The sequence below is a fragment of the Paenarthrobacter sp. 10L420 genome (assembly GCF_056395385.1).
Genome location: NZ_JBFTJK010000002.1, coordinates 318,019 through 339,299 on the forward strand (window position 1 = coordinate 318,019; position 21,281 = coordinate 339,299).

The 21,281-nt window shown below is 62.5% G+C and carries 18 protein-coding genes; 14 read left to right on the forward strand and 4 right to left on the reverse strand.

All coding sequences use genetic code 11. The features are described from left to right. Window positions 1-59: 59 nt before the first annotated feature. From ligA to AC1DD5_RS06580, 3 genes are read left to right on the forward strand one after another with little or no spacing between them, the layout of a single operon-like run. Complete coding sequence (gene ligA, locus AC1DD5_RS06570) at window positions 60-2,375, forward strand: NAD-dependent DNA ligase LigA (protein WP_477520923.1); 2,316 nt, start codon at window positions 60-62, stop codon at window positions 2,373-2,375. Next, entirely contained in the window at window positions 2,372-3,196 is an 825-nt protein-coding gene (locus AC1DD5_RS06575) for an inositol monophosphatase family protein (RefSeq protein ID WP_477520924.1), read from the forward strand. Before ligA ends, AC1DD5_RS06575 begins: the two co-directional genes overlap by 4 nt. A 33-nt stretch (window positions 3,197-3,229) precedes the next feature. After that, window positions 3,230-4,438 (forward strand): AAA family ATPase, encoded by a 1,209-nt coding sequence (locus tag AC1DD5_RS06580; protein ID WP_477520925.1) that lies wholly within the window; start codon window positions 3,230-3,232, stop codon window positions 4,436-4,438. 30 nt (window positions 4,439-4,468) lie between these two features. Here the strand turns inward: AC1DD5_RS06580 and AC1DD5_RS06585 are convergent, their stop codons facing one another. Beyond that, on the reverse strand, window positions 4,469-5,836 hold the full coding sequence (locus AC1DD5_RS06585; protein WP_477520926.1) for an LLM class flavin-dependent oxidoreductase: 1,368 nt from the start codon (window positions 5,834-5,836) through the stop codon (window positions 4,469-4,471). A 312-nt stretch (window positions 5,837-6,148) separates the two neighbouring features. On the opposite strand from AC1DD5_RS06585, the gene AC1DD5_RS06590 reads away from it, so the two are divergent. Together AC1DD5_RS06590 and AC1DD5_RS06595 are read left to right on the forward strand one after the other, a co-directional pair. After that, entirely contained in the window at window positions 6,149-6,655 is a 507-nt protein-coding gene (locus tag AC1DD5_RS06590) for a GNAT family N-acetyltransferase (RefSeq protein WP_477520927.1), read from the forward strand. A 76-nt stretch (window positions 6,656-6,731) separates the two neighbouring features. After that, entirely contained in the window at window positions 6,732-7,112 is a 381-nt protein-coding gene (locus AC1DD5_RS06595; RefSeq protein WP_223948469.1) for a RidA family protein, read from the forward strand. 25 nt (window positions 7,113-7,137) lie between these two features. On the opposite strand, the gene AC1DD5_RS06600 is transcribed toward AC1DD5_RS06595, so the two are convergent. Both AC1DD5_RS06600 and AC1DD5_RS06605 read right to left on the reverse strand, forming a co-directional pair. Then, window positions 7,138-7,797: a response regulator gene (locus tag AC1DD5_RS06600; protein ID WP_442016957.1), complete on the reverse strand. Its 660-nt coding sequence runs from the start codon at window positions 7,795-7,797 to the stop codon at window positions 7,138-7,140. Further along, window positions 7,790-9,553: a sensor histidine kinase gene (locus AC1DD5_RS06605; RefSeq protein WP_477520958.1), complete on the reverse strand. Its 1,764-nt coding sequence runs from the start codon at window positions 9,551-9,553 to the stop codon at window positions 7,790-7,792. Before AC1DD5_RS06605 ends, AC1DD5_RS06600 begins: the two co-directional genes overlap by 8 nt. A gap of 198 nt (window positions 9,554-9,751) precedes the next feature. On the opposite strand from AC1DD5_RS06605, the gene AC1DD5_RS06610 reads away from it, so the two are divergent. The 6 genes from AC1DD5_RS06610 to arr all read left to right on the forward strand — a co-directional run bounded on the left by AC1DD5_RS06610 (window position 9,752) and on the right by arr (window position 16,285). Further along, window positions 9,752-11,242, forward strand: coding sequence for a CitMHS family transporter (locus tag AC1DD5_RS06610; protein ID WP_477520928.1), 1,491 nt, complete (start codon window positions 9,752-9,754; stop codon window positions 11,240-11,242). A 519-nt stretch (window positions 11,243-11,761) separates the two neighbouring features. Next, a complete protein-coding gene (gatC, locus tag AC1DD5_RS06615; protein ID WP_477520929.1) occupies window positions 11,762-12,058 on the forward strand; it encodes an Asp-tRNA(Asn)/Glu-tRNA(Gln) amidotransferase subunit GatC in 297 nt (98 codons plus the stop codon). Between the two features lie 5 nt (window positions 12,059-12,063). After that, window positions 12,064-13,632, forward strand: a complete 1,569-nt coding sequence (gatA, locus tag AC1DD5_RS06620; protein ID WP_477520930.1) for an Asp-tRNA(Asn)/Glu-tRNA(Gln) amidotransferase subunit GatA — start codon at window positions 12,064-12,066, stop codon at window positions 13,630-13,632. Then, complete coding sequence (gene gatB / locus AC1DD5_RS06625; protein WP_477520931.1) at window positions 13,632-15,140, forward strand: Asp-tRNA(Asn)/Glu-tRNA(Gln) amidotransferase subunit GatB; 1,509 nt, start codon at window positions 13,632-13,634, stop codon at window positions 15,138-15,140. Before gatA ends, gatB begins: the two co-directional genes overlap by 1 nt. Window positions 15,141-15,247: 107 nt before the next feature. Then, window positions 15,248-15,820 carry a DUF5666 domain-containing protein gene (locus AC1DD5_RS06630; RefSeq protein WP_477520932.1) on the forward strand — a complete coding sequence of 191 codons (573 nt, stop codon included), beginning with the start codon at window positions 15,248-15,250 and terminating at the stop codon, window positions 15,818-15,820. A gap of 54 nt (window positions 15,821-15,874) precedes the next feature. Further along, window positions 15,875-16,285 carry an NAD(+)--rifampin ADP-ribosyltransferase gene (gene arr, locus AC1DD5_RS06635; RefSeq protein ID WP_477520933.1) on the forward strand — a complete coding sequence of 137 codons (411 nt, stop codon included), beginning with the start codon at window positions 15,875-15,877 and terminating at the stop codon, window positions 16,283-16,285. Between the two features lie 25 nt (window positions 16,286-16,310). Here arr and AC1DD5_RS06640 read toward each other — a convergent pair whose 3' ends face one another. Beyond that, a complete protein-coding gene (locus AC1DD5_RS06640) occupies window positions 16,311-17,324 on the reverse strand; it encodes a formylglycine-generating enzyme family protein (protein ID WP_477520934.1) in 1,014 nt (337 codons plus the stop codon). A 212-nt stretch (window positions 17,325-17,536) separates the two neighbouring features. Between AC1DD5_RS06640 and AC1DD5_RS06645 the strand changes: the two genes are divergently transcribed. From AC1DD5_RS06645 to AC1DD5_RS06655, 3 genes are all read left to right on the forward strand, one after another. Beyond that, the gene (locus tag AC1DD5_RS06645; RefSeq protein ID WP_477520935.1) at window positions 17,537-18,562 is read left to right on the forward strand and encodes an ABC transporter permease; all 1,026 of its coding nucleotides are present in this window, start codon (window positions 17,537-17,539) and stop codon (window positions 18,560-18,562) included. A 43-nt stretch (window positions 18,563-18,605) separates the two neighbouring features. Continuing rightward, on the forward strand, window positions 18,606-19,529 hold the full coding sequence (locus AC1DD5_RS06650) for a carbohydrate ABC transporter permease (protein WP_477520936.1): 924 nt from the start codon (window positions 18,606-18,608) through the stop codon (window positions 19,527-19,529). Window positions 19,530-19,600: 71 nt separating this feature from the next. Then, complete coding sequence (locus AC1DD5_RS06655; RefSeq protein ID WP_477520937.1) at window positions 19,601-21,262, forward strand: type 2 periplasmic-binding domain-containing protein; 1,662 nt, start codon at window positions 19,601-19,603, stop codon at window positions 21,260-21,262. Window positions 21,263-21,281: the final 19 nt, after the last annotated feature.

Below are 21,281 nucleotides of genomic sequence, written 5' to 3' on the forward strand. Positions count from 1 at the left end.
GGCATGTGCTCTCATCCCGACGGGTCAATATTGTCCGTGGGTTGCGGCAAGATAGACCTGTGAGCACACCAGAGAATCCAGATCCGGTCCGCACCACAACCCAGGATGCCGCTGCGGCCTTGGTCGCAGAAGAGGGAACACCTCCCTCGGAGAGCCTGCGGGATGAGTATGAGCAGCTTGCGGACCTCGTGCGCAAGTACCGGTACGCCTATTACCAAGAGGACGCCCCCACGGTTTCCGACGCCGAGTTCGATGAACTCTACCGTCGCCTGGAGGAAATCGAGGCGCTGCACCCGGAACTCGTCTCCAACGACTCACCGACCCAGGAAATCGGTGGTGAAGTCTCTGCCGCCTTCACCGCCGTCGCGCATCTACAGCGGATGTACAGCCTGGACGACGTCTTTTCCCTCGAGGAACTCGAAGCCTGGGTACGCAAGGCTGAAGCGTCGGTGGCCCGACTCGGGGACAGCGTCCCGCACATTGCCTGGCTGACTGAACTGAAAATCGATGGACTCGCCGTCAACCTGCTGTACAGGGATGGAAAATTGGTTCGCGCGGCCACCCGCGGTGATGGCACAACCGGTGAGGACATCACGCACAACGTCCTCACCATCAAGGAGATCCCGCGTCAGCTCAACGGCTCGGGTTATCCCTCGGAAGTTGAAATCCGTGGGGAAGTATTCATTCCTTCCAAGGCCTTTGTTGAGTTCAATGAGGCCCTGGTTGCCGCTGGCAAAGCGCCCCTCGCCAATCCGCGCAATGCGGCCGCGGGCTCGCTCCGCCAGAAGGACCCTGCTGAAACAGCGAAGCGTCCACTGAGCATGTTCGTGCACGGCATTGGTGCCCGCGAAGGCCTGGATGCCAAGAGCCAATCAGAAACCTACAAGCTGCTGGCCGACTGGGGGCTGCCTGTCAGCCCTTATTTCAAAGTTCTGGATTCCTTTGAGGGCGTCCTGGAATTCATCGCGCATTACGGCGAGCACCGGCACGACCTCCTTCATGAGATCGACGGCATCGTGGTCAAAATAGACGACTTCGCCACACAACGTGCCCTCGGCTACACCTCCCGCGTCCCCAGATGGGCCGCCGCCTACAAATACCCGCCGGAGGAAGTCCACACCAAACTGTTGGACATCCTCGTCAACGTCGGCCGCACGGGGCGGGTCACGCCGTTCGGCCTCATGGAGCCGGTGAAGGTTGCGGGTTCCACCGTGGGGATGGCCACTCTGCACAACCAGGATGTGGTCAAGGCCAAGGGCGTGATGATCGGCGACATCGTCATTCTCCGCAAGGCCGGGGATGTCATTCCCGAGATCGTTGGGCCTGTACTGGCGCTGCGCGACCAACAGGATCCACCCGTGCGCGAATTCGTGATGCCCACCGAGTGCCCATCCTGCGGTACCCCGCTGGCACCGGCGAAAGAAAGCGACGTGGACATCCGTTGCCCCAACGCCAAGTCCTGCCCGTCACAGCTTCGTGAGCGTGTTTTCCATCTGGCTGGCCGCGGTGCGTTTGATATCGAGGCCTTGGGCTGGGAAGCGGCAATCGCCTTGACCCAGCCGGCAGAGCCGGAGACTCCTCCATTGACCAGCGAAGCCGGGCTGTTCTCGTTGAAGCGTGAGGATCTGGCGAATGTCATGATCCGCAGGGAGAAGAGGTCCAAGGGCATTGGCACGGGCCAGTATGAGCTTGTTCCGTACTTCTACTCAAGGGGGACGGCCAAGTCGCCATCGAAGCCAACGGCAACCACGGAAAAACTCTTTGCCGAGCTGGAGAAAGCGAAGAAGCAGCCCCTGTGGCGTGTCCTCGTGGCATTGTCCATTCGCCATGTGGGACCCACTGCTTCCCGGGCCCTCGCAACGGCGTTTGGCAGCATGGACGCGATTCGAAATGCCACTGAAGATCAGCTTGCGCATGTGGACGGCGTTGGACCTACCATCGCGGCGGCACTGAAGGAATGGTTCGCCGTGGACTGGCACAACGAGATTGTGGACAGCTGGGCAGCTGCCGGTGTGCGGATGGAAGACGAACGCGATACCAGCATGCCGCGAACCCTTGAGGGCCTCACTATCGTGGTCACGGGGACGCTGCCCAACTTCAGCCGGGACGAGGCCAAGGAAGCCATCATCATCCGTGGCGGGAAGGCCTCCGGATCGGTGTCCAAGAACACCAGCTACCTCGTGGCTGGAGAAAGTGCCGGGACCAAGCTGGATAAAGCCGAGCAGCTCGGTGTTCCGATATTGGATGAGGACGGCTTCCGCGAGCTGTTGGCGAATGGCCCGGCAAAGGCCGACGCTGACGTTGACGCCGAGGCCCAGTCCGACGCCGAAACCGAGGCCGAGGTGGCTGAGACAGTGAAGGCAGAAGCAGAATGACCGACGCCATCGAGCTGCTCGCCGTAGCGAAACGCGCTGCTGCTGCGGGCGCGGCTGTCCTGTCCCGGAGATCTGCCGCAGGCACAGGCGGGGTGGAGTTGGGAATATCCAACAAAGGCGATGCCGGCGACTGGGTGACCGAGTTCGATATCGCAGCCGAGAACGCCGTCCGCGAGGCTATCCTGGCGGCACGGCCCAACGACGCCATCACGGGCGAGGAGCACGGTACAACGCGGCCCGAGCAAGCCTCGGGTTACCGCTGGTCCATTGATCCCCTTGATGGCACCACCAACTTCATCCGCAACATCGTCTATTACGCCACGTCAGTGGCCGTGGCAGATGCCGACGGCGTCTGGATGGCGGGAGTAGTTCACGCGCCGGCCCTGGGCCGGGTCTATTCGGCGGCCCGGGGCGAGGGCGCCTGGTTGGAAGTCGCGGGGGAGACCAGCCGGCTGGCTGGCCCCGTTCCCGGACGTACCGGCCTCATTCTTGCGACCGGATTCAGTTACGATCCCGATACCCGCGCCAATCAAGCGGAAGGCCTCGCCGAACTGATGAACGGCTTCGCGGATGTTCGAAGACTGGGTTCCGCGGCTTTGGATCTGTGCCTGGTGGCAGATGGCACTTATGACGCCTTCGGGGAGCGGGGACTGAACGAACATGATTTCTCCGCCGGTGCCCTGATCGCCGAAGAGGCGGGCTGTTGGGTGCGCAGGCCACGGCTTGAGAGCCCACTCGACGGCGGTCCAACCATCGAGGATCGCTTGGCCGCGTGGACGTGCGCAGGGGCCTTGGAGCTGTCCGGCAAATTTCCCCTGTGACTCTCCTGCACCCATGACCAGCATCCCCTCGCCATGATCAGGACCCTTGCGATCGCCAATTACCGCTCCATCCGCGATCTCGCGGTTGAGCTGCATGGCCTGGACGTGGTCACCGGGGCCAACGGCAGTGGCAAATCATCCCTTTACCGAGCGCTGCGCCTGTTGGCCGAATGTGCCGGGGGTGACTCCGGAAATGTAGTGGGATCTTTGGCCAGGGATGGCGGGCTGGCCTCCACACTCTGGGCTGGCCCCGAGTCGATCAGCGAGGCGATGCGGCGTGGCGAAGTTCCGGTCCAAGGCGCGGTCCGCAGGGACTCCATCAATCTGAAGCTGGGCTATTCCGGGGACGACTTCGGCTACCTCGTGGATTTGGGGATGCCCGCGTCCAGCGGAGCGGGATTCGACCAGGAAACAGGCAGATCCCGCCCTTCGGCTTTTAGCTTGGATCCCGAGATCAAGCGCGAGCAGATCTTTTCCGGACCGGTAGCAAGGCCAGGTTCCCTGTTGGTGGATCGCAAAGGAAGCCTGGCGAAGCTCCGGGGACCTGACGGGGATTGGACTGAACTTTCGCGGCGGCTGGACACCTTCCAGAGCATGTTGACCGAAGTATCGGACCAGGACCGGGCTCCTGAAGTGCTGCGGGTCCGGGACTCCGTGCGTTCCTGGCGGTTCTACGATCACTTCCGGACAGATGCCGAAGCCCCCGCACGGCAGGCGCAACTCGGCACCCGCACCCCCGTGCTGCACCACAGTGGGAAGGATCTGGCTGCGGCACTGCAGACCCTGCGTGAAGTGGGATTTGAGCGGCAGTTGGATGCCGCCGTCGATCACGCTTTTCCGGGGAGCCGCCTCGGCATTGCCGTGAGCGACGGCCGCTTCAGCGTGGAGTTGCGGCAGCCTGGAATGCTGCGGCCCATGAAGGCAGCCGAACTCTCGGATGGAACGTTGCGGTTCCTGCTGTTGACCGCCGCATTGCTCACTCCGCGCCCACCGGAATTGATGGTCCTCAACGAACCGGAGACGAGCCTCCACGTCGATCTGATGCCGGCACTGGCTGGACTCATCGTCCAAGCCAGCGCCAACAGCCAGATGATCGTGGTGACACACTCCGAAGCACTGCTCAGGGCGCTCCGGGAAAGTGGAGCGGCCCACGAGCACGAGCTCTATAAGGACTTGGGCCAGACCAGGATCAAGGGACTCGGTTCCTTGGAAGGCCCGTTGTGGAGTTGGCCCAAGCGCTGACAGCTAAAGCCGGGTTTTACCGTAAGGTCATCAGAACGCCGAGCCGATGGAGGTGAGCTTCTGCGCCGCAGAGCCTGCAAAGCGGTTCGCAGGCCGTGCAAGTCCGTAGTGCCCGCGCAGCGTCGACGCCGTGTATTCGGTGCGGAAGAGGCCACGCTGCTGGAGGATCGGCACCACCTGGTCCACGAAGATCTCCAAACCGGAGGGGAGGACCGGCGGCATGATGTTGAAACCGTCGGCTGCGCCAGCTATGAACCAGTCCTGGATGGCGTCGGCTACCTGCTCGGGTGTCCCGGAGAAGGTGCGGTGGCCACGCCCGCCACCCAAGCGACCGATCAGCTGCCGGACTGTGAGCTGCTCGCGACGGGCAAGCTCCACGATCAGCGTGTAGCGGCTCTTCGCACCCTCGATGTCGTCTTCGGCGGGAAGGTCTGCCGGCAGCTGCTGGTCCAGGGGCAGGTCCTGGGGTGCCACACGCAGGGTCTTCGCCAACTGCTCCCGGGCATACTCGGGCTTGATCAGCTCATCGAGTTCGCGCTCAAGCTCCAGCGCTTCTGCCTCGGTGGAACCAATCACCGGGACGATGCCCGGCAGGATCTTGATGCCTTCGGGATCCCGTCCGGCGGCCAAGGTGCGGGCCTTAAGATCGGCGTAGAAAGCCTGGGCATCCTCCAATGTCTGATGGGCGGTGAAGACTGCCTCGGCGTATTGGGCGGCGAGCTTCTTGCCGTCCTCCGAGGAGCCGGCCTGCACGATCAGCGGATGGCCTTGTGGGGAACGGGGGACGTTCAGCGGGCCGCGGACGCGGAAGTGTTTGCCTTCGTGCTCAATGGCGCGGATCTTGTGGGCATCTCCCCACGCACCCTCGGCCTTGTCAGCGAGCACTGCGTCATCCTCCCAGCTGTCCCACAGTTTCTGGGCTACGTCGATGAACTCGGCCGCCCTCTCGTAGCGAACCGCGTGTGCCGGTTGGTCATCGACGCCGAAGTTCCTTGCAGCGTCCGGCCCCGCCGTCGTGACGACGTTCCACCCGGCGCGGCCCCCGCTCACCCAGTCCACCGAAGCGAAGCGGCGTGCCAGGTTGAAGGGGTCGTTGTAGGTGGTGGAGGCAGTGGCGATCAGGCCGATCTTTTGTGTTGCGGCGGCGATCGCGGTGAGTAGCACCGTAGGTTCCAGCTTGCCGGCGGGGCGACGGCCCACTTCTCCGAAGAGGACAGGGGAGTCCGCGAAGAAGATGGAGTCCAGCTTGCCGCGTTCGGCCGTGCGGGCGAGGTGCTGGTAGTGCTCCACCTTGGTGGAGGCGAAAGGGTCACTTTCCGGCAGGCGCCACGAGGCTTCGTGATGGCCGGTGCTCATCAGGAAGGCGTTGAGGTGGAGTTGGCGTGGTGGGGTGGACATGGGTTTCTCCTGGGTTTTTGCTGAGGGGTTGGGGTTCCGGTGAGGGCTGCGTGTGGCAACTCAAACACGGTCCCAGCACCCTTCGCCAGCTCTTCGACACGTGCCCGCAACACCGGGAAACCGGGCTTCACAGCACGCCATAGGACTCAATCAAGCGCCACAGAAGGCAACAGAAAAGCAGCCCGGCGATACCCGGCCTCATCCACATGACGCAACAATCCGCCGTCGGGAATTCAGCGCCGGACTGATAGTTCGGTCACGGAAAGGGCTGTTTGGCGTTTGGTGCCGTGACCGCGCCACTACCATTGATAAGTGCATTCGTCGATTACTGTCCGTCCAGCCCTGCCCGAAGACTATGACGACGTGGCCCGCATCACGCAGGATTCATACGTCACCGCCGGGTACTACGGCAGTGCCGACCACCCGTACCTGCGGCAACTCCAGGACGTGGCAGCGCGCGCGGAGCACGCCGAGATCTTCGTCGCTGAACGGAACGGCCAGGTGATCGGTTCCGTCACGGCAGCACCAGCGGGTGGCGGTTTCTCCGACATTGGCCTGGACGACGAACTGGAACTGCGCACCCTCGTGGTTGATCCCGCAGTGCAGCGTTCCGGCGCCGGACGGGCTTTGGTACAGGCCGTCGTCGAACAAGCCAAAGAGATGGACGGCATCGGTGCTGTGTCCCTCACCACGGGAGCCACGTGGGAGAGTGCCAACGCCCTCTATGCCCGGACCGGTTTTGCCCGCGCTCCCCACCGGGACTGGTTCGTCCCCGGCACCGACATAAAGCTGTTCGTTTACAGGCTGGACCTCGCGTAGTCATAAAGTTTCCTTTCGTAAACCCCGTCACGTTTCGTATACCCGGGACGGGCACGGCGATCAGGAAAGGCGCGGCATGCGCAAGACATATGGCACGGGTTCCGTTTGGGAACAGACCCTTGGATACTCCCGCGCGGTCCAGGTGGACAACACACTCTTCATTTCTGCCACGGCGGCCAGTGGGCCTGACGGCATTGTGGGCGATGACTTCTACTCGCAGACCAAATACATCCTCGAGAAGCTCGGAGCGGTCCTGGAAGAAGCCGGTTTCTCCTACGAGGACGTCGTTCAGTCCAAGCTGTACCTGACGGACATCAGCAAGTGGGAAGACGCAGGCCGCGCCCACGGCGAGGTTTTCGGCGAGATTCGTCCCACCCTTGCCTTGGTGCACGTCCTGCCGTTCCTGGATTCCAAGATGCTGGTGGAGATCGAGCTCGTCGCGCAGAAGTCCGCGTAGTTCACCCAACTGCGACCTACTTGGGCTAGCCCGGAATGCCGTAGCGGTGTTCCGGGCGGCCCGTGCTTCCGTAGCGTAATTGGATTTCGACGGCGCCGTCGTCGGCAAGCGAGGACAGGTACCTCTGCGCGGTCGCCCGGGAAACGCCTACCCGGTCTGCGACTTCCGCCGCTGAGTACTGTTCGCCAGGAAGCAGCGATTCCAGAACCGCGGCTTCGGTTGCCGAGCGTGGCTTTTGCGTGGGCGTCACGTCGCCTGGGATCAGTGCCCGTTTTGCACGCTCGATGGTGGTCTGGTCAACCCCCGTTTGCTGCCCAAGGATCCGGCGATACCGTGCATAGGACCTCAACTGCTGGGACAAGGATTCCGCAGTGAAGGGCTTCAACAAGTACCCCAGGGCGCCGCGCCGCATGGCAACCCTGATGGACGGGGCGTCAGAGGCCGCTGTCAGCATAATCGCATCGATGTCCAGCTGGCCCAGCAAATCGAGTCCTGAACCGTCCGGCAGGTAGACGTCCAGCAACAGCAAGTCAGGGCGGAGGCTGTGGATCGCCTGCAGCGCCTGGGACACCGAACCGGCCGGAGCGAGCGCCATGAATCCGGCCACCGAGTCCACGTAGGCTGCATGCAGTCTGGCAACGTGGAAATCATCATCCACGATGAGCACCCTCAAATCCTCAGCCACTGCTGTCCTCCCGCATTGTCGTACCGGCTTCCGTGCCGAGTGCCCTGCCGGTCGATGTGGCCGTGCCGGTTGGGGCTTCAGCGCCGCCGTCGGCCGTTCGCCCCATCACGCCCGGTATTGTCGCCATGAAGACGGCTCCGGGGCCGCCTTTCCTGCCGGTCTCCAGGACGCGGACGTCACCACCTCTGTGCCGGGCCAACTGCCGCACCAAAGCCAAGCCCAAACCTTGTCCGGCCCCCGGGCGTACCGGTTGTTCCGACGTCGTGAATCCTTCGGCGAAGACTTCCTCGGGTTCCAGGCCACCCAAACCGTCCCCGGAATCGCCGACAACGATGTGCAGCGTTCCACTGTCCTGGCCGGCATCGTCCAGTAACTCAAGTTCTACCCAGCGCTCCGTAGCGGAACCGGCGACGGCGGCACTCACGGCGTTGTCGATAAGGTTACCGAGCACTGTGGTGACATCCTGCGGATCGGCCACGTGTCCACGGACCAGCGTTTCCGGCCCGATTCGGAGCGCCACTCCGCGTTCGGAGGCCTCCACGCTCTTGGCGCCGACGAAAGCCTGCAAGTACGTGTCCTGAAGGAGTTCCGCCTGCTCCACAGGGAACTTCAGGGGACCGGTGGCGGAGATCCTTGCCAGGTATTCCTTGGCCTGTTCGTGTTGGCCGATGCTCATGAAGCCCGCGATGGTGTGGAGTTGATTGGCGAATTCGTGGCGCTGGGCGCGCAGGGCGGTGGACATGGTTCCCACCGCGTCCAACTGGCGGGTCAGTTGCTGCAGTTCGGTGCGGTCGCGGAGCATGACCACCCAGCCGAGGTCTTCCTTGCGGTGCCAGGCTTTTCGGGCGCTGGCCACCAGGACCCTTCCGCCGGCTACGAGTTCCACGGCTTCGGCATCACGGGCTGCCGGTTGGGTGAGTTGCTTGAGCTGGGCAGGAACGTTGGCCGTGGCCCAATCCTGGCCGGTGGCGTCGGGCAGGTCCAGGAGCCTGGCTGCGGCGGCGTTGAACACGGAGATGCGTCCGTCAGCGGCGACACCGATCACGCCCTCATCCACGCCCTGGAGCACAGCCACTTGGTCGTGGACGAGGGTGCTGATTTCCTCAGGTTCCAAGCCCAACGTGAGTCGTTGCAGGCGGCGCCGGAGCAGGAATGAAGCGAGGACGCCCGCCAGGAGTGCCCCTCCGGCGGTCAGGGCGATGGGCACAATGTCCCGTGCCAGGCTCTTGCTGAGGGACTCCATGGAGTAGCCCACGCTGACTTCACCCACGATCGTGCCAGCGGTTGCAACGCCGCCGGACGAGGGCGCGTACACCGGCACCTTGGCCCCCGCCGATGGACCCAAAGTGCCGGTGTTGCGGGTGGTGATTTCCTGGCCGGCCAATGCTACGGAGGGATCTGTGCTCACGCGTTCACCGAGCCGCGCAATTTCCGGGTGGGCCAAACGGAGCCCGGTTTCATCCGTGATGACCACGAAGAGGGCCCCAGTGCGGATCCGGGCTGCTTCTGCCGCTGCCTGCAAGGGTCCGGCGGCAAGGACGCTGGGCGGCGGCGTTCCTTCTTCTTTGCTGATGGCCTGGACGTCTTCCCTGATATCGGGATCCGCCGCAACTGTGCGGGCGAGGGTGAGTGCTTGGTTTTCGGCTTCGTCGCCGATCCGTTCGTAGACCAGCCACGCATGGACGGCACCGCTCAGGAGCACTACAAGCAGAACTACCCCCAGTTGGAGAAGGAGCGTCTGGGTGGAGAAACGCATACTGACCCTGGTAAAGCGCGGCACCGTTACTCCTTTCCTCCAGCTCCATTGAAGCACTGAGCACAATGCGCAAAACGCTCGCAATGATCAGTATTCCCAACAATTCCCGGAAACCCCAGCCCGTGACGGGCGCCACTATAACGTCTGTAGTGCGCATCACACCGAAGTGGTGCCATTCACAGTAGTAAGGAGCCGGCCGTGCTGGTTTTGCTTGGATTCGCAATGATTGCGGTATTCATGGTCCTGATCATGACCAAAAAGTTGACGCCCGTCTTGGCGCTGATCATCGTCCCCACCATCTTTGGTCTCTTCGCGGGGGCTGGCTTGGGCATCGGCCCCATGGTCATGGACTCCATGAAGTCCATGACCTCCACGGCCGCGCTCCTCATGTTCGCCATCATCTACTTCGGCCTGATGATCGACGTCGGGCTGTTCGACCCCCTGGTGAAGTTCATTCTGCGCAAGCTCGGCAATGATCCCGCCAAGGTAGTCCTGGGCACGGCTATCCTCGCCGCGGCAGTCTCACTGGACGGTGACGGCTCAACCACCTTCATCCTCACCACCGCCGCCATGCTGCCGGTCTACCTGCGCCTGAAGATGAGCCCCGTGGTCCTCACCTGCGTGGCCGGTCTCGCCAACGGCACCATGAACATCCTGCCGTGGGGTGGACCCACAGCCCGTGCCGCTACCGCACTGAAACTGGATGTCAACGACGTCTTCGTCCCCATGGTCCCGTCCCTCATCGTTGGCCTCATCGTCGTGCTCGTCTTCTCCTGGCTGCTCGGTCTGCAGGAACGTAACCGCCTCCGCACCACCGCTCCCGAAATCTGGGGCGACGTCGCCAATCCTTCCGACGCGTTCGACGGCGGCAATGGCCGCGGCGGTTCGGCCGCCACTGGTAGTGGTGGTTCGGGCTTCAGCAAGGGCCGCTTCGGCTTTGGCCGCACCGCACCCAAGCCCGTAACCGGCGGAGGGGCCGGCGTCGCAGTTCTTGAACGTACTGAAGAGCTGGTGGACGACCACGACACCGCCATGGCTGATACCGCGTTGGATCCCAACCGCACCACGCTCCGCCCCAAACTGTTCTGGTTCAACCTTGGGCTCACGGTCGCCGTCATGGTCACCCTGGTAGCGAACATCGTCCCGCTCCCGTTCGTCTTCATGGTGGGCGCGGCCATCGCACTGCTGGTCAACTTCCCCAAGGTCATGGACCAGGGCGCCCAGCTGATCGCCCACGCACCGTCAATCGTCGCCGTCGTCAGCATGGTCATGGCCGCTGCAGTCCTCACCGGTGTCCTCAACGGCACCGGCATGGTCAAGGCAATGTCCGAGTGGCTCGTCCAGATCATCCCCGCGGACATGGGCCCATTCATGGCAGTCATCACCGGCGTGCTGAGCATCCCGATGACCTTCTTCATGAGCAACGACGCGTTCTACTTCGGGGCACTGCCGGTCCTCAGCGAAACCGCAGCCCACTATGGCGTTGGCGCAGCAGACATGGCCCGCGCTTCCATCACCGGCCAGCCGTTCCACCTCCAGAGCCCCCTGGTTCCCGCGATCCTGCTGCTCGTGTCCCTGGCAAAGGTAGACCTGGGCGACCACCACAAGAAGGTCCTCTGGCGCACTGCAGTCATTTCGATCGTCATGCTCGCGGTCGGTGTCCTGACCGGAGCTATCGGCATCGGCTGACCTGCTCCAATAGGGCCTCTGTGATCCGGGGGCCGCTACGCAGGACAGACAGCATCCGGACGGCGGCCCGAAACGGCCGCCCTCCGGTGCAAAAGAACCCAGACATCCTCCGCGTGCTGCTCCTTCGTCGCTTTGACACGCTTCCGGATGCCTGGGTTCGTTTGCGAGGGGCGCCCGCTTCAGCCCACACGTAGGAGCCACTGCCAAACCCACCCAGCCCCCACCCCAATAAACAAACGAGACAGCAAAGCCCGAATGGTCCGCTTTGCTGTCTCGCTTGTTGTTGGGGTGACTCGGCGCTGGGTGGGTTCGGCGTTAGGGGAGGGAGGCACATCAGCGGTGGGCGGGACCTCCCGTAGGCTGCGTCTAAGCGAGGAACGAGCGAGCAGCCGAGGGAGCGTCGCGCGGGCCGCCGAAAGGCGCCGGGTCAGCTGCTGCTCACCCATTCGGCGTCGGTATCGTCCCGCACAGCCAAGTAGACTGGTTCGGAAAACCATTTGAACTTTGCAGGGGAGATCCATGGCTGCGATCAACCGTGACGACGTCGCGCATCTTGCGCGTCTGGCTCACATTGAAATGAGTGCCGAAGAGTTGGACAGGATGGCGGTTGAGCTTGCCGTCATCGTGGATTCGGTGAAGTCCGTCAGCGAAGCCGCCGGGGAGGATGTCCCGGCCACGTCCCACCCGATTCCGTTGACCAACGTGTTCCGTGAGGACATCGTGGGCCACACGTTTACGGCTGAGCAGGCATTGTCCGGCGCTCCGGATGCTTACGAGAACCGTTTCAAGGTCCCGGCAATCCTGGATGAGGACTAATTACCATGACTGAGCTTAAGAACGAACTCATTCGCCACTCCGCTGCCGATCTTGCTGCGAAGCTTGCTGCCCGCGAGGTCTCCGCTGTTGAAGTGACGCAGGCGCACCTTGACCGTATTGCTGACGTGGACGGCCAGATCAACGCGTTCCTGCACGTTAATACTGAGGAAGCCCTGGCTGTTGCGGCCGAGGTTGACGCTGCGCGTGCCGCTGGTGGCGCCGCTGCCGGGGAACTCCATGCCCTGGCTGGTGTGCCGATCGCGGTGAAGGACTTGATCGTGACGATTGGCCAGCCGACGACGGCTGGCTCGAAGATCCTTGAGGGCTGGCACAGCCCCTATGACGCCACCGTGGTGAAGAAGCTGCGCGCGGCCAAGATGCCCATTTTGGGCAAGACCAACCTTGACGAGTTCGCCATGGGTTCCTCCACGGAGCATTCGGCGTACGGACCCACCCGCAACCCCTGGGACCTGGACCGCATTCCTGGTGGTTCAGGCGGTGGCTCGGCAGCCGCCGTCGCTGCTTTTGAAGCCCCGCTGGCGCTGGGAACTGACACCGGTGGATCAATCCGCCAGCCGGGTGCCGTCACCGGAACTGTCGGCGTCAAGCCGACGTATGGTGCAGTTTCCCGCTACGGCGCGATTGCCATGGCGTCCTCGCTGGACCAGATTGGCCCGGTCTCCCGCACGGTGCTGGACGCGGCTCTGCTGCAGGAAGTCATCGGCGGCCATGATCCGTTCGATTCCACGTCCCTGACCGATCCGTTCGACAACCTGGCCGCGGCTGCCCGCGTGGGCAATGTTGCTGGCATGAAGATCGGCATCATCAAGGAGCTGCACGGCGAGGGCTACCAGGCCGGCGTCGAGAACCGTTTCAACGAGTCCCTTCAGCTGCTGAAGGATGCAGGCGCGGAAATTGTTGAGGTTTCCTGCCCCAACCTGAAGTACGCCCTGGGCGCTTACTACCTGATCATGCCGTCCGAGGCGTCCAGCAACCTGGCCAAGTTCGACGGCGTTCGGTATGGCTTGCGCGCCCTGCCCAAGGACGGCCCAATGACGATCGAGCGCGTCATGGGTGCAACCCGTGCCGCTGGCTTTGGTGATGAGGTCAAGCGCCGCATCATCCTGGGCACCTACGCCCTGAGCGCTGGCTATTACGACGCCTACTACGGTTCGGCGCAGAAGGTCCGCACGCTCATTCAGCGCGACTTCGACGCCGCGTTCTCGAAGGCGGATGTCCTCATTTCGCCTACCGCTCCCACCACGGCGTTCAAGCTGGGGGAGAAGGCGAACGATCCCCTGGCCATGTACCTGAACGACGTCGCCACCATACCCGCCAATATGGCTGGTATCCCGGGCTTGTCGCTGCCCGGTGGCCTGGCTGACGAGGACGGCTTGCCCGTTGGCGTGCAACTCCTGGCCCCTGCCCGCCAGGATGCCCGCCTGTACCGCGTCGGTGCTGTGCTGGAGGCCATCCTGGAAGAAAAGTGGGGCGGCCCGCTTCTTGCCCAGGCTCCTGAATTGAAGACACCCGCTCTCGGTGCCGCATCCAACTCCGCCGGAGGTTCAAACTAATGTCCGTCGACGCAACCCTGAGCTTCGAAGAGGCCATGGAGAAGTACGATCCTGTTCTGGGTTTCGAGGTCCACGTGGAGCTCAACACCAAGACCAAGATGTTCTCCTCCGCACCGAACGTCTTCGGCGACGAGCCGAACACCAACGTCAATGAGGTGGATCTCGGCATGCCCGGCGTCCTCCCGGTGCTGAACAAGACGGCTGTGGAGTCCTCCATCAAGATCGGCCTTGCCCTGAACTGCAAGATCGCCGAGTACTGCCGTTTCGCCCGGAAGAACTACTTCTACCCGGACACCCCGAAGAACTTCCAGACCTCGCAGTATGACGAGCCCATCGCCTACGACGGTTACCTCGACATCGAGCTTGAGGACGGCACGATCTTCCGCGTCGAGATCGAGCGTGCCCACATGGAAGAGGATGCCGGAAAGCTCACCCACATGGGTGGTTCCGCGGGCCGCATCCAAGGCGCCGACTACTCGCTGGTGGACTATAACCGTTCGGGTGTTCCGTTGGTGGAAATCGTCACCAAGCCGATCCAGGGTGCCGGAAGCCGCGCCCCGGAGCTGGCCAAGGCTTACGTTGCCGCAGTCCGCGAAATCGTGAAGAACCTTGGTGTTTCGGACGCCAAGATGGAACGCGGCAACGTCCGCTGCGACGCCAACGTTTCCCTGCGCCCGCACGGCCAGGAACGCTTCGGCATCCGCTCGGAGACGAAGAACGTTAACTCGCTGCGCGCCGTCGAGCACGCCGTTCGTTACGAGATCCAGCGCCACGCTGCAGTCCTGGACTCCGGCCAGCCGGTGATCCAGGAGACGCGCCACTGGCACGAGGACACGCGATCGACGACGTCGGGCCGCGCCAAGTCCGACGCCGACGATTACCGCTACTTCCCGGAGCCGGACCTGGTTCCCGTCGTCGCCTCCCGTGAGTGGGTGGAGGAGCTTCGCGCCACCCTTCCGGAGCCGCCGGCCGAGCGCCGCAAGCGGCTCAAGGAAGCGTGGGGCTACTCGGATCTGGAGTTCCGCGATGTGGTCAACGCCGGCGTCATGGACTCCATCGAAGAAACCATCGCAGCCGGTGCCAGCGCAGATGTTGCCCGGAAATGGTGGATGGGTGAGATTGTTGGCCGCGCCAAGGTTGCCGACGTCGATCCTTCCGCTCTCGGTGTCACACCGCAGGTCATCGTCGAGCTGAACAAGCTGGTCGAGGACGGCAAGATCAACAACAAGATGGCTACGCAGGTCCTGGACGGCGTTCTTGCCGGCGAAGGTACACCGGCCGAGATTGTTGAAAAGCGCGGCCTCGCGGTGGTTTCCGACGACGGTCCGCTGCTGGAAGCCATCGACGCCGCCCTCGCGGCACAGCCTGACGTCGCGGAGAAGATCCGTGGCGGCAAGATCCAGGCCATCGGCGCGATTGTGGGCGGTGTCATGAAGGCAACGCGTGGCCAGGCTGATGCCAACCGCGTTCGCGAGCTCATCCTGGAGAAGCTCGGCGTCGAAGGCTAAATTCGGCGGCGAATTGCCCAGGTAGCTCGCAGTTGTGGTTGTTTTGAGAGCTCAGAACAACCGCAACTGCGAGCTACTTTTTTGTGTATGGGGAGCAGAATGGATGCATGGCCACCATTACACCGGGCCTTCGTAAGGCCCTTATCGCCAGCGGCGTTGCCGTCGCCCTGACCGGCGGCGGGGCTGCCGCAGTGTGGGCAGGCACCCAGCCCAGCCCATCGCCGTCGAGCGCTACTGCCTCACCAAGTCCCTCGGCATCTGACGGCGCCAAGCGCGCTGAGGGGCGGGCACAGGGGATCCATGGCGAGCACGTTGTGAAAGAGCAGGACGGCACCTTCCGCACTGTGGTCACACAGACCGGCAAGATCGAGTCCGTGAGTGATTCCGCCATTACCGTCAAGAGCGAGGATGGCTTCACGCAGAGCTACGCAATCAACTCCGGGACCCGCATCTCACGCATGCCCACCGACCTCTCGGAACTGCGCAACGGCAAAGGCAAGCCCACGCTGCCCTCCGCTAACGCCGGGGACCTTAAGGCCGGCGACACCGTACGGATAGCAGGGACCAAGGACGGCGACAGCGTAACGGCCCAGCGGATTGTGGCCGGTGAGCTTCCGGCTGTCATCAAGGGGCATGGTCCCAGGGGGCACGGACACAAGGGGCCAGGGACTCAGCTGTGATTGATGATTTCGCAGTAGCGCTGGTCTGTACCGTCATGCGATTAGGGTATAACTGTGAATCAACCGTTGGACGAGGGTCCGTTCTTTCATGGCACAAAGGCAAACCTTCGGGAAGGTGATCTCCTGAGCGCGGGCTTCAGGTCGAACTACCGGCCCGAGGTCGTGATGAACCACATCTACTTCACTGCTCTGCGGGATGGCGCGGGACTCGCTGCCGAACTCGCGGCCGGTGACGGCGCACCGCGCGTTTACGCCGTCGAGCCGACCGGGCCATTCGAGGACGATCCCAACGTGACCGACAAGAAATTCCCCGGCAACCCCACGCGGTCATACCGCAGCACGGCCCCGCTCAGGGTCCTGGGCGAAGTCACCGATTGGAAACGGCTGGAGCCCGAGGCGCTGCTAGCGTGGAAGGAACGCCTGGCGGCAATTCTTGCTGACGAGCGCGGCGAAATCATCAACTGATGAGTGTCCTCAACGATCCGGAACCTTAGAGCGCCACTGTCCTGAATCCGAGGTTGGCGCTGGCCGAGTCAGGCGTGTTGGAACTCCGCGCGGCCAGCCGGTAACGGTTGCAGTAGGAGTCGTGGCAAAGGTATGAGCCGCCGCGCATGACCCTTCCGCGGCCAATCGTTGGGCCCTGCGGGTCTTCTACGGTTCCGGCGGCCAGACACGTCTTGTAGTACTTGGGCAGGAACCAATCGCTGCACCACTCCCACACATTGCCGCTGGTCTGGTACAGCCCGTAGCCGTTCGGGGCGAATGACCTGGCCGGCGCTGTGGTGAGGTAGCCGTCCTCGACGTCGTTGCGTACCGGGAACTCGCCTTGCCAGATGTTGCAGTTGTGCCGGTCCCTGCCTTCGACGCTGTCATTGTGAAGTTCGTTGCCCCAGGGATACCGCTGCCCAGTCGCACCACCGCGGGCTGCATACTCCCATTCCGCTTCGGTGGGCAGTCGTCGGCCCGCCCACGCACAGTAGGCCAACGCGTCGTTGAAGGACACGTGCGTCACTGGATGGTCCGGGATGTCCGTCCAGTGGGAGAGGGGCCCGGCCGGGTGGGCCCAGTCTGCGCCGCGGACATTGAGCCACCAAGGGACGTTGTTCACCCTGTTCAGGATGTCCTGCGGCTCGGCCTTGACTGCCAGATGGAACACCGCCGAGGTCCCGAACTCTTCAGATTCCGTACGGTGCCCCGTGGCATCCACGAAGGCCGCGAACTCCGTGTTGGTGACCGTGGTGGCGCTGATGGTGAATGCGGAAACGGACACTTCGTGGACTGGCGTCTCGCCGTCGCCGTCGTAGCCTTCGCCGAAAGGATCGCCCATTGCGAAGGTCCCGGACGGGATCTCGACGTCTCCATTACCCGCCGTCGCGGCATCCTTGCCGGAACGTACGACGCCGGCCGTCGGGTTCCGATGTTCGCCCACCGCACGAAGGGGGAGCGTCAGCCCCGGCTTCGAATGTTCCCGGGCGCCGGCGCCAGGGCTGCAGCAGTCTGCCATATTCAACCTTTCCTCTGCGGTTCTCCATCAATCTTAGTGGGATCGGCCACACCCCCAACAATGATCAAAGCTGATTTCTATCGTCAGTTTCAATCATGATCTTGCAAACATGAAGGTGGTCGCCTATGGTTTGTTAAACGGTTAACGAGCGTGTTTTGCATCACACTCTCCCGGCACCATTGATGACCCTGGCCCAGCACTGAGGAGACAGTATGAACTCGACGACGCAACAAGCTCCGGCTTTGCCGGAAGCGCGCCGCGTCCCGGAGGCATTGCCCGGAAAATCCGGCATGGGGAGGCGCAAGGGCAACAGGGCGCCCCAAAAAAGCTTCCGGTCAAGGCTGAGGCGGGATCAGCAGATGCTCCTGATGATGCTCCCGGGTGTTGCTTTCCTGCTGCTCTTCTTCTACATCCCGATCCTGGGCAACGTCATCGCGTTCCAGGACTACCAGCCCTACCTCGGCATCGGGGACAGCCTCTTTGTCGGCTGGCAGAACTTCGTGGACCTGTTCGATAACCCGGACTTCATCCATGCATTCTGGAACACGCTCTACCTTGCGGCGTGGCAGCTGGTTTTCCTTTTCCCGGTGCCGCTGGTGCTCGCACTGATTGTGGACTCACTGATCAGCACACGGATCCGGAGGATTTTCCAGAGCATCGCCTATCTGCCGCACTTCTTGTCCTGGGTCCTGGTGATCGCATTCTTCCAGCAGATGTTGGGCGGTGCGGGCTTCGTCAACAACCTGCTTCGCGATATGGGCATGGATCCGATTCCGTTCATGACCAATCCGGAAACCTTCCCCGTCATGGTGGTCGTCCAGATGATCTGGAAGGACGCCGGCTGGGCCATGATCATCTTCATCGCCGCCCTGGCAAGTATCGATGCCTCGCTGTATGAAGCAGCCGCTGCTGACGGTGCTGGGCGTTGGCGCAGGATGTGGCACATCACCTTGCCTGGGCTAAGGCCCGTGATCGTGCTCCTTCTGATCCTTCGCATCGGCGACATCCTTTCCGTTGGCTTCGAGCAGTTCATCCTGCAACGCGACGCAGTGGGTGCAGGGGCAGCGGAAGTGTTGGACACCTTTACCTACTACACCGGTGTGGTCGGTGGCGGCTGGAGTTCAGGTGCCGCAGCAGGCCTGGCGAAGGGTGTGGTCAGTGCCCTGCTGATCTACGGCGCCAACAAACTTGCCCACCGCTTGGGCGAAGACGGAATTTTTGCAAAGCAAGCACGCTGAGCCCACGCGGCTGCTGCAGAAGCTGCTGCACAAGGAGAACCCCATGGCAACAACACTTTTCACGAGGAAACCCCGGGAACTGAGCTACAACCCCAAACGACCCGTATGGAAGGAACGCCCTTCTTCTCTCTACCAGACGGTAAAAGCCGTCGTCCTCGTCCTTTTCAGCCTGTCCATCCTGACGCCGCTGCTCCTCGTGGTGTCCACGTCCCTGGCGGACACGGAACAACTCGTACAGGCAGGCGGATTCGTGCTTTGGCCTGAGCGGCCCACCTTGGAGGCCTACGCGACCATCTTCAAAGGTCCCATGGTTCTGCAGTCCCTCGGGGTCAGCATGGTCATCACCGCCGTGGGCACCCTTCTTGCGCTGTTCGTCACGATCACCATGGCGTACGCCACCAGCCGATCAGTCCTCTTCGGCCGTCCTGTGGTACTCGCCGTGTTGTTCACACTCTTGTTCGCGCCGGGCCTCATCCCGTCCTTCCTCATGATTCGTCAGCTCGGGCTGCTGGACTCGCTGTGGTCGCTGATCCTCCCGGGTATATTCGGCGCCTTCAACTTCGTGGTGATGCGCTCCTTCTTCATGAACATCCCGGGTGAACTGATCGAAAGCGCCCGGATCGATGGTGCCAACGATTGGCAGATCCTGTGGCGGATCGTCATGCCGCTGTCCAAGGCTGTGATCGCCGTCGTCGGTTTGTTTTATGCCGTTGGTTTCTGGAACTCGTTCTTCAACGCCCTGCTCTACATCAATGACCACAGCAAATGGCCCATCCAGTTGCTGCTCCGCAACTTCGTAGTCCAGGGCAGTGGGGCGGCAGACCAGCTCGGAATCACCACCACACCGCCGCCGCAATCCATCCAGATGGCTGTAGTCGTGGTGGCGCTGGTTCCCATCCTGATGGTTTACCCATTCCTTCAAAAGCACTTTGCCAAGGGCGTCATCACCGGCGCAGTGAAGGGCTAGTCGTTTACGCGGCATGCCGGACCAATAAGAACAGCATCAACTACCAGTAAATAACCAGAAAGGGTTATGCCATGACGAGCACTACCTCAGGACAGGCTGGATTCAGCCGTCGCGGCTTCCTTGGCCTCGCAGGCCTGGCCGTCACCGCCGTCGGCCTGTCTGCTTGCGGGGGTGGTGGAGCCGCGAGCAGCGGAGGCGCAGCTGCTTCGGCTTCGGTCAAGCTGCCCACCTACAAGGAATTCACCGGAGTGAGTCCGGATCTTGCCGGTAACGCCAAAGGCCTGCAGGCCGGATACTTCAAACTGCCCACCGCCGTGCAGTCCGTGAAGACTCCGCCGCTTAAGGGCAAAGTGACCGGCCTGACGGAAACCTTCGAGACCATGAGTCCCGGCCTGAAGGACAACCCCTTCTGGCAGCGCCTCAACGCCAAGCTTGGCGGCGACCTGGAACTGCAGATCGCCGAGGACATCGGAGATGGTTATCCGGCCAAGTTCGCCACTGTCCTGGCCAGCAATGAACTGCCGGACATGATGTGGGTGCCGCCGAACCAGGGAATTCCCAATGTTGGCCCCATGCTCGAGGCGAAGTTCCAGGACCTGACGCCCTACCTCTCCGGTGACGCAGTGCTCGAGTACCCCAACCTGGGCGCGCTGAAGCCCGATTCCTGGAAGACCGCCGTCGTGAACGGCAAGATCTGGGGAGCACCCATCCCGAGCACCCCGTTCGGCCAGGTGTACCTGGGCAACCACGACGCATGGGCACAAGTAGGTGGTTTTGAGGCTTCGAGCGCGGACGAGTTCCTGGACAAGGCGAAGGAACTGACCCGTCCTGGCGATCAGAAATATGCTCTGGAGCCCGCGTATATCAATGCTCTGCACATGGTTACCGAGTGGTTTGGCGCCCCGAACAGCTGGGCCATCAACAAGGACCGTACGCTGACGCACTTATACGAAACTGATGAGTACATGGCCGGCGTGGAGTTCACCGCCAAGATGTTCGCAGCCGGCGTTTTCTACCCGGATTCCAAGGCCACGGACATTCGTTCCCGCGTTGCCAATGGCAGTGTTGCGGCACAGGTGGTGGTGGGTCCCCATGACCTCCGCAGCTACCGGGCGCTGAACAAGACCGCCAAGTTTGACATCCTCATTCCGTTCAGCGCCGACGGGAAGGTCAAGCCAACCTACGACATGGGCTACGGGACGGTGGGTTTCACGCCGTTCAAGAAGGCTGGGGAGGACAAGATCCGTGAGCTGCTGGCCCTCATCAACTACCTGTCGGCACCGTTTGGCACGGTGGAGTACATGCAGAAGAACTTCGGCGAGCTCGGCCAGGATTACACCCTGGATGGTTCGGGCAACCCGGTGCGTACGGAGACGGGAACCACGAATGCGCCTGGCTTGGTCTCGGCGTTGAACATCATGTCCAGCCCGGAGAACGTCATTTTCAATCCGGGATTCGACGACGACACCCGGTATGTCAGCGAGCAGGAAGAAAAATTGCTGGAGCTCGCATGGCGCAACCCCACCAATGGTTCCTACTCCGATACGAACGCCAAGGTGGGGGCGAAGATCACCAAACAGCTCCGCGACAAGGTGGTGGACATCATCACCGGACGGGCCAAGATCGATGAACTCAAGGACGCGGTCAAGCGCTGGAAGAGCGAAGGCGGTGACAAGATGCGCGACGAATTCCAGGCCGCGTTGGATCCCGAAGCTCCCGTGTTCAGGAGCTAGCCTCAAAAAACCAGAAGAA

What these genes read in the sequence shown, in the direction of transcription:
- AC1DD5_RS06575 (WP_477520924.1), top strand. Translation starts at nt 2,372, where the DNA reads ATGACCGACGCCATCGAGCTGCTCGCCGTAGCGAAACGCGCTGCTGCT.
- AC1DD5_RS06580 (WP_477520925.1), top strand. Translation starts at nt 3,230, where the DNA reads ATGATCAGGACCCTTGCGATCGCCAATTACCGCTCCATCCGCGATCTC.
- AC1DD5_RS06585 (WP_477520926.1), bottom strand. Translation starts at nt 5,836, where the DNA reads ATGTCCACCCCACCACGCCAACTCCACCTCAACGCCTTCCTGATGAGC.
- AC1DD5_RS06595 (WP_223948469.1), top strand. Translation starts at nt 6,732, where the DNA reads ATGCGCAAGACATATGGCACGGGTTCCGTTTGGGAACAGACCCTTGGA.
- AC1DD5_RS06605 (WP_477520958.1), bottom strand. Translation starts at nt 9,553, where the DNA reads ATGCGTTTCTCCACCCAGACGCTCCTTCTCCAACTGGGGGTAGTTCTG.
- gatC (WP_477520929.1), top strand. Translation starts at nt 11,762, where the DNA reads ATGGCTGCGATCAACCGTGACGACGTCGCGCATCTTGCGCGTCTGGCT.
- gatA (WP_477520930.1), top strand. Translation starts at nt 12,064, where the DNA reads ATGACTGAGCTTAAGAACGAACTCATTCGCCACTCCGCTGCCGATCTT.
- gatB (WP_477520931.1), top strand. Translation starts at nt 13,632, where the DNA reads ATGTCCGTCGACGCAACCCTGAGCTTCGAAGAGGCCATGGAGAAGTAC.
- AC1DD5_RS06630 (WP_477520932.1), top strand. Translation starts at nt 15,248, where the DNA reads ATGGCCACCATTACACCGGGCCTTCGTAAGGCCCTTATCGCCAGCGGC.
- AC1DD5_RS06640 (WP_477520934.1), bottom strand. Translation starts at nt 17,324, where the DNA reads ATGGCAGACTGCTGCAGCCCTGGCGCCGGCGCCCGGGAACATTCGAAG.
- AC1DD5_RS06645 (WP_477520935.1), top strand. Translation starts at nt 17,537, where the DNA reads ATGAACTCGACGACGCAACAAGCTCCGGCTTTGCCGGAAGCGCGCCGC.
- AC1DD5_RS06650 (WP_477520936.1), top strand. Translation starts at nt 18,606, where the DNA reads ATGGCAACAACACTTTTCACGAGGAAACCCCGGGAACTGAGCTACAAC.
- AC1DD5_RS06655 (WP_477520937.1), top strand. Translation starts at nt 19,601, where the DNA reads ATGACGAGCACTACCTCAGGACAGGCTGGATTCAGCCGTCGCGGCTTC.